Origin of the sequence: Mesorhizobium sp. M0601 (assembly GCF_040320845.1) — a bacterium.
Taxonomy (GTDB): domain Bacteria; phylum Pseudomonadota; class Alphaproteobacteria; order Rhizobiales; family Rhizobiaceae; genus Mesorhizobium.
On the sequence record NZ_JAMYQK010000004.1, the window covers coordinates 134682 to 149469 of the forward strand.

The window sequence follows — 14788 nt, forward strand, 5'->3', positions numbered from 1 at the left end:
CCGGTCTATCACGATACATCGCGACCGGTCCGGAGTGTAGCGCAGCCCGGTAGCGCACTTGACTGGGGGTCAAGGGGTCGTCGGTTCGAATCCGGCCACTCCGACCATTAAAATCCAAAGCCTTAGCCAGTTTTCCCCCAAAACTGGCTGTACAGACGATAGCCGCACTGCAGCAGCGCAACATACGCAGGCGTGATCTCATCGAGGGAACCGATCACGCATCACTCGTGCGCGAGGCACGGAGGCTGGCGTCTAGCCAGAAGCCCACCGAGAAACCGCGCGGTAATGGCTAGGTAAGCTTTGCTGCGTACGCCAACCTTTATCGTGAGAAAAGGTCCCGCCGCACATGCCAGAACGGCGGGACTCGATCAGGCGCCTTGCATCAGGCAGGGGTGACTCGGGGGTTGGGCATGCCCGGTGCGCGCGGATCGTACTGAACCCTAGGCGCATCAGCTGCAATGCGTCCACCAACCGTCGGTTGGAAAGAACTAATTCAATCCCGACGGCTGGCCTGGCCTGAACAGGCGCGCGCTCAAGGCTCAGTTTCTTCCCGGGAGGAGCTTTTTGGTCAGGACAATCAGGATAGGGCAATTCTTCACACGGAGAGGGCCTGTCGCCAACGCTGCGATAATGTTCCGCGAGTTTTGCGAAACCGTAGGCGAAGGCGAAAAGAAGCGCGAGGACAACCGCTATTCGGACGGCCATACCGTATTGTAGCAGGATCCTCGCATTGGAGCGCGCGGCGTTTTGGTACGTTTGAATGTTGAGTTCGAAAAAGGTTGGCTCTAGTTGAATTGCCGTCGTCCGCAGTTGTAAGGGCGAGCGGACGCTACGAAGATGCCACGCGCTTTCGCCCTTTTCGGGAGAGATGCAATGTCGCTTCAAGGAGTTGCCTGTCCTGCCGAGCTGACCATGTTGACCAAGGCACTTGATGCCCGATGCCGTGAACTAGGCCTCGCTGATGGAGATCCAGGCAGAGAAGTGCTCGGCCGCAGAGTGATGGATTTATTTGAAAGTGGTCAGCTCAGCGCCGAAGATTTGAGACTGGCTCTGAGCGGCGAGATCTTTAACGCCAAAAATCCTCCGGCCGGAGCCAGTGGGCCTTGATACGGCAAGCGGCTATCCGCGCAGCCATTTGAATCACTGGCCCAGCGTCGGCTTCCGTGTGCGCAGGAGCGCGTGTGAACAAATGTGATTTTGCGGTCGGTGCCAGACGGGCTAACTTTACCCATCGAACGAAAGAGGAGAATGATCATGAAGACATTCCTCGCAATAGCCGCGGCACTGACCATGTCCATATCAGCTGCCTCTGCGGATTGCCCCGCGCATTCCAAGGTTCAGGCATCGGTCGACACGCAGACGAAGACAGCAAGCGTCGAGAAGGCCGATATGTCGACTGTCACGGACGCTCAGACGATCAAGAAAGAAGAGCCACAGAAGACCGAGTAGCGGTAACGCTCAGCGGATTCCACGACCCGGATAAATCGCTACTGGCACACATCCACCCACTCGGCGTCGACGAGTTCGGCCAGGCGTTGCGGGCTGAGCCGCACGGCGGCATTCGTCGCGCCTGCCGCCGGGACGATCTCGTCAAAGGCGCGCAGCGAGATGTCGCAGTAGACCGGGAGCGGCGCCGGTAGGCCGAACGGGCACACCCCACCGACGGGATGGTTGGTCGCGGCGAGCACCTGGTCGGCGTCCAGCATTCGCGCCTTGCCACCAAACCGGTCCTTGAATTTGCGATTGTCCAGCCTGGAGATCCCGCTGGCCACGATCAGCATCGTCTGGTCGCCGGCGCGCAAGCAGATCGTCTTGGCAATCTGCGCCGGCGCTACGCCATGCGCTTCGGCGGCCAGAGCCACCGTCGCCGAGCTTGCCTCCGTGACGATGACGTCAATGTCGGCCGCGTGTGCGGCGAAGAAGGCGCGAACGGATTCGAGGCTCATCTCCAGCAATTTCCGTCTGGCGTCGCCGTGGCGGCCGGCAAGTCCACTACGTGGCCGAAAAAACGAAGCCCGCCAGGGCGACCCATGGCGAGCTCGTGGAATAAAAGCATGACACGTCGCTACGACACGGATCGCCTTTTGGCAGGCAACACGGCTTCGTCAAACAGAGCGCTTTCCGGAAGTTGAAGCGCGGAGGCAATACGCCGACGTTTCGAGGGATCGGCATCCTTGCCGCTTTCAACGTCGGCAATCTCATAGGCTGCCAGCCCGCACGCCAGGGACAGCTCTTCGATGCTGTATCCACGGGCTTCCCGGGCGGTTCGGACGGCACTGCGTTCAGGCGTAACCGCGCTCGCCGCCAGTTCGGAGTAAGGTTCGCGTTTTGCTATTTGGGGCATTGGCAACTCCGTGGGATGAAAGAGTTAGATCAAATCATGTTGTTGCCTGAGACGATCGGGAGAATGCCCGCTCGCCGGTGATTTGCCAAGCATCAAAGATAGCGTCACGGCATCGTGAACCGACGCCGGAATGGATGGCGGATGCCGGCGAGCTGACATCTGGCCGGATCCTCAGCAGACACAGTTCGGAAACGAAATTCTACAGGCCGGAAAAACTGCCGAAAAACTCCAAGGCGATAGTCCCAACCGCAGCGCTCGAGTCACCGACCTGAATCAGTGACGCTCAAATTCCGCCTGCGCAAAAAGGAAACGATGTCATGAAGAAGCCTCTTCTCTCCGCTCTTGGACTTGCAATCGCACTTGCACTCTCGATGCCGATCATCGGCGCAAGCAGCGCGAATGCGACGACGATGCACACCACCGTCAAGAAGCATCACCGCCATCACTACCATCACCGCGTCCACCACTACCGCCACCATCACAAGAAGGTTGTCGCGAAGAAGTACTGAAAACACCTTCGGGCGAACAACCCGCAATCAGGCGTTCTGGTGCTTGATCAAGGGCGGCGCGCTTACCGGGTTTGCCGTGTCGGCGAAAAATGGCGGCGGTCCGCTGACCACCGCCATTTGCCTACCTTAACGTGCCGACCTTGAACGCGCTCGCGGCGCGTTTTGCTGTCGGCCGCCGAGGAACAGACTGGCGACGAGCCCGACCAGAACCAGCCCGACAGCGGCCGCCGTCGCCGGGTGATCTCGGGCGGTCTTCTCGATCGCCCGGCCTTGCCTTCTGATTGCCGGCAAGGCGTTGCCGAGCCGCTCAGTGATATCCGAATAGTAATCCGACGCGGTATCGCGCCCGTCTTCGTAAAAGGCGCCGCCCTGCTTCAACACGGCTTTCTTCAAGGTGGCCAGTTCCCTGGCCAAGGCCGCGACCTGCTTGTTGAGATCGGTGTCGGAGATGCTCGAAAGCGATGCCATGACGTGCTTCCTTCATCTGCAGAAGGAAGCCTAACGCATGACCCTGAAGACCGTTCCGGTCAACCCGGCGGGCTCTAGCGAACCTGATCGAGCAGGCGCTTGCATTCCAGGAGGTCGAACAGCGCCTCCTGCAGCAACGCGCGATTGTCACGGGAAAGTTTTGACGTGTCCGGCGGAACCGGACCTTCCTCGTCGGTCTTGCCCATACCGAAAAAACGACGGCTGGGTTTCACCCTCGGCTGGCCAACCAGCATTTCGTCGTCCGGGCCGCGCGGCTGCGCCGCTTGCGTCAGCGGTACCGTGTCGGCCTGTCGGCGCTGCGAGATCGCCTCGACCGCCGCCATGTCGCCACTGCCGACGGCGATCAGAAACTGGTTGCCGTTCTCGCGCAACAGCTTCTGCACGCCCTTGATCGTATAGCCCTGGTCGTAGAGCATATGACGAATACCCTTGATCAGTTCGACGTCCTGCGGACGGTAGTAGCGGCGACCGCCGCCGCGCTTCATCGGCTTGATCTGGTTGAAACGCGTCTCCCAGAAGCGCAGCACGTGCTGCGGCAAATCCAGATCCTCCGCGACCTCGCTGATGGTGCGGAAAGCATCAGGGCTCTTGTCCATGGACGAATCCTCACGCTAGAGCATGATCGCGAAAGGCGGGAACCGGGTTCGGGCGACATCACGCTTAACAAAGAGAGCAGCTTTCCGTCCCGGCGGAACGGATCACACCCAAATACCGATCCGGCCTACCGAATCGCATCTTATTTCAGCGGTTTATGAAACAATATTCAAGCCCGGCGCAAAAGCAGGGTTCATTTTTCAACCGAAGCCTGGAGCATGATTCTTGGCAAAGGGGGATTGGGCGGCTACTTGCTGCCCTTGGCTTTGCTGTTTTGATGGGAGCGCAGGATACGGTTCTTCAGTACGTTCGACGACTTGAAGGTCATCACCCGGCGCGGCAGGATCGGCACTTCCTCACCGGTCTTGGGATTGCGCCCGATGCGCTCGTTCTTGGAGCGGACGTGGAAAGTCGCGAAGGACGACAGCTTCACCGTCTCGCCGCGAACGATCGCCTCGCAGATCTCATTCAGCACCGCCTCGACAAGCTCGGCCGATTCAGTACGTGACAGCCCAACCTTGCGGTAAACGGCTTCGGCGAGGTCGGCGCGCGTAAGTGTCTTTCCCCCCATACGAACCGTCCCATCAGCTCAAAAACATAAATCGATACAAGCAACGGCAGAACCTAAGTAATTGATCCGTCAAGGTCAAGGACCCGAACCCGATAGTTCGGCACTTACCAGCGGAGCAGGACGGCACCCCAGGTGAAGCCGCCGCCCATCGCCTCGAGCAGTACCAGGTCACCCTTTCTGATGCGACCGTCGGCGACGGCTGCGGACAGTGCCAGCGGCACGGAAGCCGCCGAGGTATTACCGTGCAAATCGACGGTCACCACCACCTTCCGCTCCTCTATCCCGAGCTTTTTGGCCGAAGCGTCAATAATTCGTTTATTGGCTTGATGCGGCACGAACCAGTCGAGATCGGCGGCGCCGATGCCGGCCTGTGCGAACGTCGCCTCGATGACGTCGGTGATCATGCCGACCGCATGCTTGAACACTTCGCGGCCTTCCATCCTGAGGTGCCCGACCGTTCCGGTGGTCGACGGCCCACCGTCGACAAAAAGCTTGTCCTTGTGGATGCCGTCGGAGCGCAGGCTGGCCGCCAGAACGCCTCGGTCGGCGATGCCGCCTGCCCCCGTGCCTGCTTCCAGCACCATCGCGCCGGCGCCGTCGCCGAACAAAACGCAGGTCGAGCGGTCGTTCCAGTCGAGAATACGCGAAAATGTTTCCGAGCCGATCACCAGTACCCGTCTGGCCAAGCCGCCGCGGATATAGAGGTCGGCGGTCGTCACTGCATAGACGAAGCCGGAGCAGACCGCCTGCAGGTCGAAGGCAAAACCGTGGTGCATGCCGAGCCGGTTCTGGATCTCGACCGCGGTCGCGGGAAAGGTGTTGTTGGGCGTCGAGGTCGCCAGCACGATCAGGTCGATATCGTCAGCCGTCAGGCCGGCGCTGTCGAGGGCCGCGCGCGCTGCCGCCTCGCCCAGCGAGGCCGTCGTCTCGTCGTCGGCCGCAATGTGGCGCTGGCGAATGCCGGTGCGCTGGACGATCCACTCGTCCGACGTCTCGACCATGCCTTCGAAATCGGCATTCTTCATAATGCGGCGGGGCAGCGCGGCGCCCGTGCCGCGCACGACGGATCTGATCAATGCTCTTTCCTATTCCTTTGCGTCGATGACGACGTCGGATTTCCGGATTGTCTGGGCATTCGGATTGCGGGCATGGAACAGGTCGAGATCGGCTTCGATGCGGTCAAGCAGATTGTTGCGCACCATGTCGTAGCCAAGCTCGATCGCCGCCGCGAAGCCATCCGAATCAGCCCCGCCATGGCTCTTCACCACGATGCCGTTCAATCCGAGGAAGACGCCGCCATTGGAGCGGCCGACATCCATCTTCTCGCGCAGGCGATCGAAGGCGGTCTTGGCGAAGATATAGCCGATCCTGGCCATCAGCGTCCGGTTCATCGCCGCGCGCAGATAGCCGGCGATCTGCCTAACGGTGCCTTCCGCCGTCTTCAGCGCGATGTTGCCGGCAAATCCCTCGGTAACGACGACGTCGACACTGCCCTTGCCGATGTCGTCACCCTCGACAAAGCCATGGTAGTTCATCGAGGCCATGTTGGCCTCGCGCAACATACGACCCGCCTCCTTGACCTCTTCCTGACCCTTGATCTCCTCGACGCCGACATTGAGCAGCCCGACGCTCGGCCGTTCGATGCCGAAAACCGAGCGCGCCATGCCGGTGCCCAGAATGGCAAAATCAACCAGTTGATGCGCATCCGCGCCAATGGTGGCGCCGACGTCCAGCACCACGCTCTCGCCGCGCAATGTCGGCCAGAGCGCCGCGATTGCCGGGCGATCGATGGTCGCCATGGTGCGAAGGCAGAATCTGGACATTGCCATCAGCGCGCCGGTATTGCCGGCCGAGATGCAGGCGTCGGCAGTGCCTGCCTTGACCGCCTCGACGGCCTTCCACATCGATGACTTCCAGCGGCCATGGCGCAGCGCCTGGCTCGGCTTGTCGTCCATCCGCACTGCGATCTCGCAGTGCACGAACTCACTCACTTCCGCCAGCTTGGGGAATTTGGCGAGTTCGGGCCGTACCACTTCTTCGCGCCCATAAATGACGAAGCGTATATCCGGACGGCGGGTGGCGACAGTCATGAGCGCCGGGATGACCACGCTTGGCCCGTGATCGCCGCCCATGGCATCGATGGAAATCCTGATCACGCGGTGTTCATCTCACGGTTGATTGGCCAGCGGGCTTGCCAAGGTGCGGGGCTCGCGAAGGTTCGGCGAAAATAACGGTTTTGGGCTGCCGCACAACCAACTTTTCTCAAATTGGGTCAGCCATCAGGATTTTCCCAACAGTGATCTGAGCTTTTGCTGGAATTCATTCTCCACAGGCTCGGCATCGCCGGCGGCCTCCAGCGATACACCCGGCTTGCGCGGATATGGATCGATCGCCAAGCCAAAGAACTGCTCGGCAAGCGCCCCGACGTCGATCGCATCGCCGGAAAAGGTTTCCGGGCTGTCGGGGCCTTCGGCGTCGAGCAGGATCTCACCGCCGCCGTCGAAACCTTGCCGCCCGAGCTTGGATTGCTCCGGCAGGAACAGCGCTTCGACCGGCTCGTCGATATGCGCCTCGACCGGGTCGAGGGTGACGATGCAGGCCTGCGTTATATCGGCCTCGACATGGCCGCTGACTTTCACTCCGTTGCGTTTCCAGGGCTCGACCAGGAGTTCGGCGCGATAGTTCTCGACCGAAAGCAGCTCGTGCTCGACGGCCAGCAGGGCGCGCTGCCCAGCGTCGGCATCGATCACCACCGGCAGCCCCTTTTGCGGCAGCCGGGCGACATTTGCCAGGAATGACACTGGGCTGTGGGTATCAGGGTGTTTCATCTTCGCCTCCACTTCGCCACCTTCATCGGCCTGCCGTCGTTCAAGCGTTGGCCACGGGAAATGACACCGTTCCGGAAACGATCGATTCGGTCGGCTGTTCCGCGAGTTGCCTTGATGCATCGGCGGCATAGAGTGCCAGTTGCGACGCTTGCGGCCAGGCGCCGGCATCCGGCCTGACATTGCGGGCAAGGGCGGCGGCGAGTGCATCATGGTCATTTCTTTGCAGCGCATCATCATAGGCGGCGGTACGGCCATAGAACATTTTCGCCAGTTTCCGCATTCGCTTCGGCACGCCGACGTCGCCAATGCCCAATTCACGCAACGAATGTTCGACATCCATGAAGAACTCGTCGATCAGCACCTGCGCAACCTCCGCCGCGGCACCGCCCTCGCCGCGCAATCGGTGCTGGAACAGGAACATGTGTAACGACAGCATCTCGAAGCGGCCGAGCGGCGTGTCCGGCACGTTCCAGGCGGAATAAAACACCGTTTGCCGCGCCGCCGCCACGATTTGTGCGTAAAGCGCCTCGGTGATGGCGCGGTTGGCATGTCGTTCGCGGCCAAAGAGGCGCTGGAACATTTGAGGGTGGTCTCCCGGGACCGTTTGTTGAAGTGGCCTTGTTGCATCGGCAAGCAAGCTGGTTTACCGGTTTTGCGGCCCAGCGCAAGTTGCGGCCAGCTTATGGAGTTGTAGTTGCGCGCGCTGAAATTCAAGTCGACTTTCCTGCCTAGGCCCGGCGGTGCGGTTTCGCTGCTGGTGATCGCTGCGGCACTTTCCGCCTGCAATTCGTCCAAGATGATCGGCGATCTCAATCCGAGCGAGACGCTGACGCAAGGCTACGTCATCGACCAGCAGGCGATCGACCTGGTGCCGGTCGGCTCAAGCCGCGAACAGGTGCTGCTGGCGCTCGGCACTCCCTCGACGAAGGCGACCTTCGATAACGAGGCCTTTTATTACATTTCGCAGACGCGCAAGCGCTATGTCGCCTTCGACAAGCCGCGGCTGGTCGACCAGCATGTGCTGGCGGTCTATTTTGGCGATGACGGGCGCGTCACCCAGATCGCCAATTACGGCTTGAAGGACGGCAAGGTGTTCGACTTCATCTCGCGCACCACGCCGACCGGCGGCAAGGACCAGAACTTCCTCAGCCAGATCATCAGTGGCGCCAGCAAGCTGGCGCCTGGTATTCCCGGCGCCAGCGGCGGCAGCACGCTCGGCGGCAGCTGATCCACCCGAGGGTGTCGGCTTCCTTCCGTTCCTTTCGCTTCCCTGTAAGCGGCATATCTCAGGCAATGAAGAACCCGCGGGAGCGATCCCGCGGGTTTGTTTTAAGGCCATAGCGGCCGAGCTTAGCCGTGCGCGAGAACGGCCAGCAACAGCAGCGCGACGATGTTGGTGATCTTGATCGCCGGGTTGACCGCTGGGCCGGCAGTATCCTTGTAGGGATCGCCGACCGTGTCGCCGGTCACCGAAGCCTTGTGCGCTTCGGAGCCCTTGATGTGCTTGAGGCCGTCCTTGTCGACGAAACCATCTTCGAACGACTTCTTGGCGTTGTCCCAGGCGCCGCCGCCGGAGGTCATCGAGATGGCGACGAACAGGCCGTTGACGATGACGCCGAGCAGCGAGGCGCCAAGCGCGGCAAAGGCGGATGCCTTCGAACCGGAGATCAGGAGGACGCCGAAATAGACCACCAGCGGCGCCAGCACCGGCAGCAATGACGGAACGATCATCTCCCGGATCGCTGCCTTGGTCAGAAGGTCGACGGCGCGCGCATAGTTCGGCTTCGAGGTGCCTGCCATGATGCCCGGATCCTCCCGGAACTGCTTGCGCACCTCCTGGACGATAGCACCCGCGGCGCGGCCGACGGCGGTCATGGCGATGCCGCCGAACAGATACGGGATCAGGCCACCGAAGATCAGGCCGGCGACGACGTAAGGATTGGAGAGGTCGAAGGAGACGTCGCCCATGCCCTGGAAGTAGGGGTATTTGTCGCCATTGGCGGCAAAGAACTTCAGGTCGTTAGAGTAGGCCGCGAACAGCACCAGCGCGCCGAGGCCGGCCGAACCGATGGCGTAGCCCTTGGTTACCGCCTTGGTGGTGTTGCCGACAGCGTCGAGCGCGTCGGTTGACTGGCGCACTTCCTTGGGTAGGCCGGCCATTTCGGCAATGCCGCCGGCATTGTCGGTGACCGGGCCGAAGGCATCGAGCGCGACGATCATGCCGGCGAGGCCAAGCATAGTCGTCACCGCGATCGCCGTGCCGTAGAGGCCGGCGAGCTGGTATGTCGAGATGATGCCGCCGACGATGACGATCGCCGGCAACGCCGTCGCTTCCAGCGAGACCGCGAGGCCCTGGATGACATTGGTGCCGTGACCGGTGACCGAGGCCTGGGCGATGGAGTTCACCGGACGCTTGTTGGTGCCGGTATAATATTCGGTAATCACCACGATGAGTCCGGTCACCGCAAGGCCGACAAGGCCGCAGATGAACAGGTTCGTGCCGGTGATGGTCATGCCGGCGACGGTGCCGATCTCACCCCAGCCGATGCATGCCGAGGTGGCCACGGCAAGGCCGACAATTGACAGCAGGCCGGTGACGATCAGGCCCTTGTAGAGCGCACCCATGATTGAGCCGCTGGAACCGAGCTTGACGAAGAAAGTGCCGACGATCGAGGTGAGAATGCAGGCGCCGCAGATGGCCAGCGGATAGAGCATGGCCGCGCCGAGAACGTCGGTGCCACCGAAGAAGATGGCGGCGAGGACCATGGTGGCGACCACGGTCACCGCATAGGTCTCGAACAGGTCGGCGGCCATGCCGGCGCAATCGCCGACATTGTCGCCGACATTGTCGGCAATGGTGGCCGGATTGCGTGGATCGTCCTCGGGAATACCGGCTTCAACCTTGCCGACAAGATCGCCGCCGACGTCGGCGCCTTTTGTGAAGATGCCGCCGCCGAGACGGGCGAAGATCGAGATCAGCGAGGCGCCGAAGCCGAGCGAAACAAGCGAGTCGATGACGACGCGATCGTTTGGCTGCAGACCCATGAACTGGGTCAGGATCAGGTAGTAGATCGAGACGCCGAGCAGGGCCAGGCCAGCAACCAGCATGCCAGTGATGGCGCCCGACTTGAAGGCGATCTCGAGACCGGCAGCGAGGCTGTTGGAAGCCGCCTGCGCGGTACGCACATTAGCGCGCACCGAGACGTGCATGCCGATGAAGCCAGCGGCACCCGATAGAACGGCGCCGATCAGGAAGCCGATGGCCGCGGTGATCGAAAGCAGCCACCAGGCAAGCAGCAGGACCACGACGCCGACGATGGCGATGGTGGTGTACTGGCGCGCCAGATAAGCCTGAGCGCCTTCGCGGATGGCCGCGGAAATTTCCTGCATGCGTGCATTGCCCTGATCGGCCGCGAGGACCGAACGTGTCGCCCAGATGGCGTAAAGGACTGAAAGCAGACCGCAGGCGATGACAGCTGAAATTATGGTCATTGCCGAATTTTCCTCGATTGGTGGCCCAAAAGAACCCCTCCCCGGGCCGTTGAGACAGGGGACGAATTTTCCGCAACCGGAATCCGTCCCTTCGCAGCGGCTTATGCGAAACAGGGCTCGGAACGTCAAGATATTGTTCCGTTCCTGTCCGGCTTTCGCCCAAAAGATCCCGGGTTTCGCCCAAAAGGCTGGACGGCAGCGCCTGTCGACACTGCCATCCGGTTAGATCGGTTGAAATCGGCGAACAGTGGTCAGGCTTTACGCGGGTCGCCGTCCGGCTGGACGACGAAGACCAGCACCAGCAGCATGGTGATGTAGAATTTGAACGCCGCCTCCTGACCATTCCAAGTCGAAGACTGCCACATGGCGAACCACTCGCCGCCAACGACCATGAAGCCGAAATACCAAACGAGGAAGCCCATTGTGGCGGCAATGATGGCGAACTTCTTGGCATCGTTGAAAGCATGTCCGCTAGCGTTGCGCGCCTGCCAGAGTTGCCAGGCGGCGATTAGGTAAAGCAGGCAGGTCAGCGCCTCGCCAATGATGATCAGCCAGTAGCCAGCCGTCCACAGCGACGGGTTGATGATCGAGCGGTACATCAGTGCATTGCCGGGAAAGGTCGTGTCCATGCTCAGCACATGCTGGACAAAGGCGAAGTTTGAGCCGTAATCGGTGATGTTGCCGAAGGCGACGAGGAAGGCGAAAGCCGCCAGACACAAACACATGACGATCTTGGAGAAACGCGCGGTCATGGCAAGAACTCCTGCTGAAAGATCGGGGCATCGCACTCATCAATCGCCGAGTCCCGAAGATCGCGCAACGGGTGGGCCAGTGATCATCGTGCTCACAGTCATTGCGAGACGTTATGCCGGCAAGCAAGACATTGCCGAGACTGTCGAGGCCCTCGATCTCGACAGTGATTGCGCGGTGGGCGACTTGGTCTCTGTGGTTAGAGCCGACACACAGCACGATTTCGCCATCATCCGCCGCCGCTGGATCACCGGCGAGACGAGCACAACGCTGGAACTGACACTCGATCATCCAGCGCGTTCAACGGGCCACTGAAAGAAACGAACTTCGCCCCGAGAGGTTACTCGGCCTCGCGTCCCATGCGCCGAGCCGTGTAGCGCTCGACCGCTGACAGCCCGTCATAGATCAGCACGGCAAGGGCGGCGACGATCAGGCCACCCTGCAGGATGAAGGCGAGGTTGTTGGACAGCAGGCCTGCGATGATCACCTCGCCCAGTGTCCTCGCCGCTACCGTCGAGCCGATGGTCGCGGTGGCGAGGCTGATCACCACCGACAGCCGGATACCACCGAGAATGATCGGCGCGCTGAGCGGCAGCTCGACCTTGACCAGTCTTTGCCAACCGGTCATGCCGGCGCCACGCGCCGCCTCGACTACGTTGGCCGGCAGCGTCGTCAGGCCGGTCAGCGCATTCTCGAAGATCGGCAGCAGTCCGTAGAGAAACAGCGCAATCAGCGTCGGCTTTTCGCCGAAGCCGACGGCCGGCACGGCAAGCGCCAGCACCGCAACCGGCGGAAAGGTCTGGCCGATATTGACCAGGCTGCGCGACAGCGGCAGGAATTCGGCGCCGGCTGGCCTGGTGACCAGAATGGCGAGCGCGACCGCAACGACCGTCGCGGCAACGGTCGCGATCAGCACGGTCCGCAGATGCAGCAGCGTCAACGTCAAAAGGCTGCCCTGATTGTAGATTACCGGCGCGTTGTTCTCTGTCAGCGGCTTCAGCAGCGGTTCGAACCAGCCGGGATTGGTGACGAAGGCAATAAGCACCACCACCAGGGCAAGCCTGAGCAGCGAGGGAAGCCAGGCTTTCATGCCGGCCTCGCCGCGCGCTTAACCAGCCCGTCCACAGTGACGCGGCCAAGCGGCTTGCCGTCGGTATCTTTCACCGGAAGTGCCGGGCGGCCCGACCACAGGAGTTCGGCGAGCGCGTCGCGTTGGCTGGCGTCACCGGGGATCGCCTCGCCTTCGGCCGTGCCTTTTTCCACCGCGTCGCGCACCCGGCCAAGCGACAACAGCCGGAACGGTTTTTCACTGGCGCCAACCAGGGTCTCGACAAACGCGCTGGCCGGTTTCGCCAGTATCTCGGCCGGCGCGGCATATTGCACTACTTTGCCGCCATCCATCACCGCGATCTTGTCGCCCATGTGAACGGCCTCTTCCATGTCATGGGTGACGAGGATGATGGTGGTGCCGAAGCGTTTCTGGATCGCCAGCAGATCCTCCTGCGCCTTGTTGCGGATGATCGGATCGAGCGCGCCGAAGGGCTCATCCATCAACAGCACGTTGGGTTCCGCGGCAAGCGCCCGGGCGACGCCGACGCGCTGCTGCTGACCGCCGGAAAGCTCATGCGGATAGCGTGGCCCGTAGGCTTGCGGGTCGAGCTGGTATAGCGTCATCAGCTCGTCGACGCGGGCCTTGATGCGGTTGGCGTCCCAGCCGAGCAATACCGGCACAGTGGCGATGTTCTGCGCCACCGTGCGATGCGGAAACAGCCCGTGGCCCTGGATGGCATAGCCGATGCTGCGGCGCAGCTCATAATCCGGGACCGAGCGGTTGTCGACGCCGTCGAGCTTGATCACGCCCGATGTCGGCTCGACCAGCCGGTTTATCATGCGAAGCAGCGTCGTCTTGCCGGAGCCGGAGGTGCCGACGATGACGGCGATGCTGCGCGGCTCGATTACTATCGACACGTCGTCGACGACTGTCGTCTCGCCGAAGCGCTTGGTGACGCCTTCGATCTCGATCATGCCGTTTCAACCCTGCGCTTGCTGGCGCTCATTTCGATCACTGCATCGAGGATGATGGCAGCGGCGAAGGCCAGCACCACCGTCGGAACAGCACCGAGCAGCACCAGGTCCATCGCCGTCTGGCCGACCCCTTGGAATACGAACACGCCAAAGCCGCCGCCGCCGATCAACGCGGCAATTGTGGCGAGGCCGATATTCTGCACCAGCACGATGCGGATGCCGGTGAGGATCACCGGGAAAGCCAGCGGAAACTCGACGCCGAACAGCCGCTGGCGGTCGGTCATGCCCATGCCGCGCGCTGCGTCGTTGGCGGCACGCGGCACACCGGCAAGGCCGACCACGGTGTTGGCCACTACCGGCAGCAGTGAATAGAGGAACAAAGCGACGAAAGCCGGCGCTGTGCCGATGCCGCGAATGCCGAGCGCGGCAGCACCCGGCACATGCGAAGCGACCCAGCCGAGTGGTGCGATCAAGAGGCCGAACAGCGCGATCGAAGGAATGGTCTGGATGATGTTCAGCACGTTGAGCACGCCGGCCCGCAATTTCTCGACGCGATGGCAGAGGATGCCGAGCGGCAGGCCGATAATCACCGCAGCCGCCAGCGAACCCAGCGCCAGCGTCACGTGCTTGGAGCCTTCCGCCCAAAAACTGTCAGCGCGATTGAAATATTCCTTGAGGATCGACAGGCTGTTCCAGCTTCCCGAGACGAGCAGCAGCCCGATCGCCGCGGCGGCGACAACAAGCACGCCGATGCGTGCCTGCGGCGACAGGTTCAGCCGCGTAAGCACGTCGGCGAGCAGAAGCGTGAAGGCGAAGATAAGCAGCCAAAAGCCCGAAGCCGGCGAGATACGGGCGAAGGTGTTGCCGGCGGGTGTCAGGAAACTGCCGGCGACGCCGATCAGCAGCGCCAGCGCTGCAAGCGCAACCACACTGGCGGCGAGGCGCAGAGCAAGCGGTGTTTTCAGCAGCGCAATGAGCGCCGCTGCGACGACAATCGCCATCAACAGCGGACCGACCGTCGCAGGCAAAGATTCGAGGATCGAGCGCGCCTCGCCGGGTACGATGCGATTGGCGCGGAAGGTGGCGAATGGCGCCGCAAAAGCCGCATAGGCCGATATCGCCGCGATGACCACGCCGAGCTTGTCGAACCGGATGCGCACGCCCTCCCCCATCGGCCGATCCGGCG

General features: G+C 61.9%; 19 protein-coding genes and 1 tRNA gene. 6 read left to right on the forward strand and 14 right to left on the reverse strand.

Annotation, left to right across the window (positions count from 1 at the left end; all coding sequences use genetic code 11):
• Positions 1–30 precede the first annotated feature (30 nt).
• From NKI41_RS06390 to NKI41_RS06400, 3 genes are all read left to right on the forward strand, one after another.
• Positions 31–107: transfer RNA gene (locus NKI41_RS06390), tRNA-Pro, on the forward strand.
• Between the two features lie 766 nt (positions 108–873).
• Positions 874–1107 carry a hypothetical protein gene (locus tag NKI41_RS06395; RefSeq protein WP_352471996.1) on the forward strand — a complete coding sequence of 78 codons (234 nt, stop codon included), beginning with the start codon at positions 874–876 and terminating at the stop codon, positions 1105–1107.
• 147 nt (positions 1108–1254) lie between these two features.
• The gene (locus NKI41_RS06400) at positions 1255–1449 is read left to right on the forward strand and encodes a hypothetical protein (protein WP_023674517.1); all 195 of its coding nucleotides are present in this window, start codon (positions 1255–1257) and stop codon (positions 1447–1449) included.
• Positions 1450–1487: 38 nt separating this feature from the next.
• Here NKI41_RS06400 and NKI41_RS06405 read toward each other — a convergent pair whose 3' ends face one another.
• Together NKI41_RS06405 and NKI41_RS06410 are read right to left on the reverse strand one after the other, a co-directional pair.
• A complete protein-coding gene (locus tag NKI41_RS06405; protein ID WP_352682033.1) occupies positions 1488–1946 on the reverse strand; it encodes a YbaK/EbsC family protein in 459 nt (152 codons plus the stop codon).
• A gap of 119 nt (positions 1947–2065) precedes the next feature.
• Positions 2066–2344, reverse strand: coding sequence for a helix-turn-helix domain-containing protein (locus tag NKI41_RS06410; protein WP_352471998.1), 279 nt, complete (start codon positions 2342–2344; stop codon positions 2066–2068).
• A 317-nt stretch (positions 2345–2661) separates the two neighbouring features.
• Between NKI41_RS06410 and NKI41_RS06415 the strand changes: the two genes are divergently transcribed.
• Positions 2662–2853: a hypothetical protein gene (locus NKI41_RS06415; protein WP_023674514.1), complete on the forward strand. Its 192-nt coding sequence runs from the start codon at positions 2662–2664 to the stop codon at positions 2851–2853.
• A 126-nt stretch (positions 2854–2979) separates the two neighbouring features.
• Here the strand turns inward: NKI41_RS06415 and NKI41_RS06420 are convergent, their stop codons facing one another.
• The 7 genes from NKI41_RS06420 to NKI41_RS06450 form a co-directional block, all read right to left on the reverse strand.
• On the reverse strand, positions 2980–3321 hold the full coding sequence (locus tag NKI41_RS06420) for a hypothetical protein (RefSeq protein WP_352501526.1): 342 nt from the start codon (positions 3319–3321) through the stop codon (positions 2980–2982).
• Positions 3322–3395: 74 nt separating this feature from the next.
• A complete protein-coding gene (locus NKI41_RS06425; protein ID WP_352682035.1) occupies positions 3396–3938 on the reverse strand; it encodes a MerR family transcriptional regulator in 543 nt (180 codons plus the stop codon).
• A gap of 245 nt (positions 3939–4183) precedes the next feature.
• Positions 4184–4507 (reverse strand): integration host factor subunit alpha, encoded by a 324-nt coding sequence (locus tag NKI41_RS06430; RefSeq protein WP_023717292.1) that lies wholly within the window; start codon positions 4505–4507, stop codon positions 4184–4186.
• Between the two features lie 104 nt (positions 4508–4611).
• Positions 4612–5583 (reverse strand): beta-ketoacyl-ACP synthase III, encoded by a 972-nt coding sequence (locus NKI41_RS06435; RefSeq protein ID WP_352682037.1) that lies wholly within the window; start codon positions 5581–5583, stop codon positions 4612–4614.
• Between the two features lie 9 nt (positions 5584–5592).
• Positions 5593–6663: a phosphate acyltransferase PlsX gene (gene plsX, locus NKI41_RS06440; RefSeq protein WP_352472001.1), complete on the reverse strand. Its 1071-nt coding sequence runs from the start codon at positions 6661–6663 to the stop codon at positions 5593–5595.
• 123 nt (positions 6664–6786) lie between these two features.
• Positions 6787–7335 carry a YceD family protein gene (locus tag NKI41_RS06445; RefSeq protein WP_352456592.1) on the reverse strand — a complete coding sequence of 183 codons (549 nt, stop codon included), beginning with the start codon at positions 7333–7335 and terminating at the stop codon, positions 6787–6789.
• Positions 7336–7375: 40 nt separating this feature from the next.
• Entirely contained in the window at positions 7376–7915 is a 540-nt protein-coding gene (locus tag NKI41_RS06450; RefSeq protein ID WP_352682039.1) for a ubiquinol-cytochrome C chaperone family protein, read from the reverse strand.
• A gap of 114 nt (positions 7916–8029) precedes the next feature.
• On the opposite strand from NKI41_RS06450, the gene NKI41_RS06455 reads away from it, so the two are divergent.
• On the forward strand, positions 8030–8563 hold the full coding sequence (locus NKI41_RS06455) for an outer membrane protein assembly factor BamE (protein ID WP_352682041.1): 534 nt from the start codon (positions 8030–8032) through the stop codon (positions 8561–8563).
• A 122-nt stretch (positions 8564–8685) separates the two neighbouring features.
• Here NKI41_RS06455 and NKI41_RS06460 read toward each other — a convergent pair whose 3' ends face one another.
• Together NKI41_RS06460 and NKI41_RS06465 are read right to left on the reverse strand one after the other, a co-directional pair.
• Positions 8686–10827: a sodium-translocating pyrophosphatase gene (locus NKI41_RS06460; RefSeq protein ID WP_352501522.1), complete on the reverse strand. Its 2142-nt coding sequence runs from the start codon at positions 10825–10827 to the stop codon at positions 8686–8688.
• 251 nt (positions 10828–11078) lie between these two features.
• Positions 11079–11579 (reverse strand): DUF2165 family protein, encoded by a 501-nt coding sequence (locus NKI41_RS06465; RefSeq protein ID WP_352682043.1) that lies wholly within the window; start codon positions 11577–11579, stop codon positions 11079–11081.
• A 79-nt stretch (positions 11580–11658) separates the two neighbouring features.
• Here NKI41_RS06465 and NKI41_RS06470 point away from each other — a divergent pair, with 79 nt between their 5' ends.
• A complete protein-coding gene (locus NKI41_RS06470; RefSeq protein WP_352682045.1) occupies positions 11659–11892 on the forward strand; it encodes a hypothetical protein in 234 nt (77 codons plus the stop codon).
• A 25-nt stretch (positions 11893–11917) separates the two neighbouring features.
• On the opposite strand, the gene NKI41_RS06475 is transcribed toward NKI41_RS06470, so the two are convergent.
• The 3 genes from NKI41_RS06475 to NKI41_RS06485 are packed head-to-tail and all read right to left on the reverse strand — an operon-like array spanning position 11918 to position 14774.
• The gene (locus NKI41_RS06475; RefSeq protein ID WP_352682046.1) at positions 11918–12667 is read right to left on the reverse strand and encodes an ABC transporter permease; all 750 of its coding nucleotides are present in this window, start codon (positions 12665–12667) and stop codon (positions 11918–11920) included.
• Positions 12664–13602 carry an ABC transporter ATP-binding protein gene (locus NKI41_RS06480; protein ID WP_352542408.1) on the reverse strand — a complete coding sequence of 313 codons (939 nt, stop codon included), beginning with the start codon at positions 13600–13602 and terminating at the stop codon, positions 12664–12666. The genes NKI41_RS06475 and NKI41_RS06480 overlap by 4 nt, the downstream gene beginning before the upstream one ends.
• On the reverse strand, positions 13599–14774 hold the full coding sequence (locus NKI41_RS06485) for an ABC transporter permease (protein WP_352501519.1): 1176 nt from the start codon (positions 14772–14774) through the stop codon (positions 13599–13601). Before NKI41_RS06485 ends, NKI41_RS06480 begins: the two co-directional genes overlap by 4 nt.
• Positions 14775–14788: the final 14 nt, after the last annotated feature.

Bases quoted from the DNA above. Each gene is read 5' to 3' on its own strand.
- NKI41_RS06395 (WP_352471996.1), top strand. From the start codon at position 874: ATGTCGCTTCAAGGAGTTGCCTGTCCTGCCGAGCTGACCATGTTGACC.
- NKI41_RS06400 (WP_023674517.1), top strand. From the start codon at position 1,255: ATGAAGACATTCCTCGCAATAGCCGCGGCACTGACCATGTCCATATCA.
- NKI41_RS06405 (WP_352682033.1), bottom strand. From the start codon at position 1,946: ATGAGCCTCGAATCCGTTCGCGCCTTCTTCGCCGCACACGCGGCCGAC.
- NKI41_RS06410 (WP_352471998.1), bottom strand. From the start codon at position 2,344: ATGCCCCAAATAGCAAAACGCGAACCTTACTCCGAACTGGCGGCGAGC.
- NKI41_RS06415 (WP_023674514.1), top strand. From the start codon at position 2,662: ATGAAGAAGCCTCTTCTCTCCGCTCTTGGACTTGCAATCGCACTTGCA.
- NKI41_RS06420 (WP_352501526.1), bottom strand. From the start codon at position 3,321: ATGGCATCGCTTTCGAGCATCTCCGACACCGATCTCAACAAGCAGGTC.
- NKI41_RS06425 (WP_352682035.1), bottom strand. From the start codon at position 3,938: ATGGACAAGAGCCCTGATGCTTTCCGCACCATCAGCGAGGTCGCGGAG.
- NKI41_RS06430 (WP_023717292.1), bottom strand. From the start codon at position 4,507: ATGGGGGGAAAGACACTTACGCGCGCCGACCTCGCCGAAGCCGTTTAC.
- NKI41_RS06445 (WP_352456592.1), bottom strand. From the start codon at position 7,335: ATGAAACACCCTGATACCCACAGCCCAGTGTCATTCCTGGCAAATGTC.
- NKI41_RS06450 (WP_352682039.1), bottom strand. From the start codon at position 7,915: ATGTTCCAGCGCCTCTTTGGCCGCGAACGACATGCCAACCGCGCCATC.
- NKI41_RS06460 (WP_352501522.1), bottom strand. From the start codon at position 10,827: ATGACCATAATTTCAGCTGTCATCGCCTGCGGTCTGCTTTCAGTCCTT.
- NKI41_RS06465 (WP_352682043.1), bottom strand. From the start codon at position 11,579: ATGACCGCGCGTTTCTCCAAGATCGTCATGTGTTTGTGTCTGGCGGCT.
- NKI41_RS06475 (WP_352682046.1), bottom strand. From the start codon at position 12,667: ATGAAAGCCTGGCTTCCCTCGCTGCTCAGGCTTGCCCTGGTGGTGGTG.
- NKI41_RS06480 (WP_352542408.1), bottom strand. From the start codon at position 13,602: ATGATCGAGATCGAAGGCGTCACCAAGCGCTTCGGCGAGACGACAGTC.
- NKI41_RS06485 (WP_352501519.1), bottom strand. From the start codon at position 14,774: ATGGGGGAGGGCGTGCGCATCCGGTTCGACAAGCTCGGCGTGGTCATC.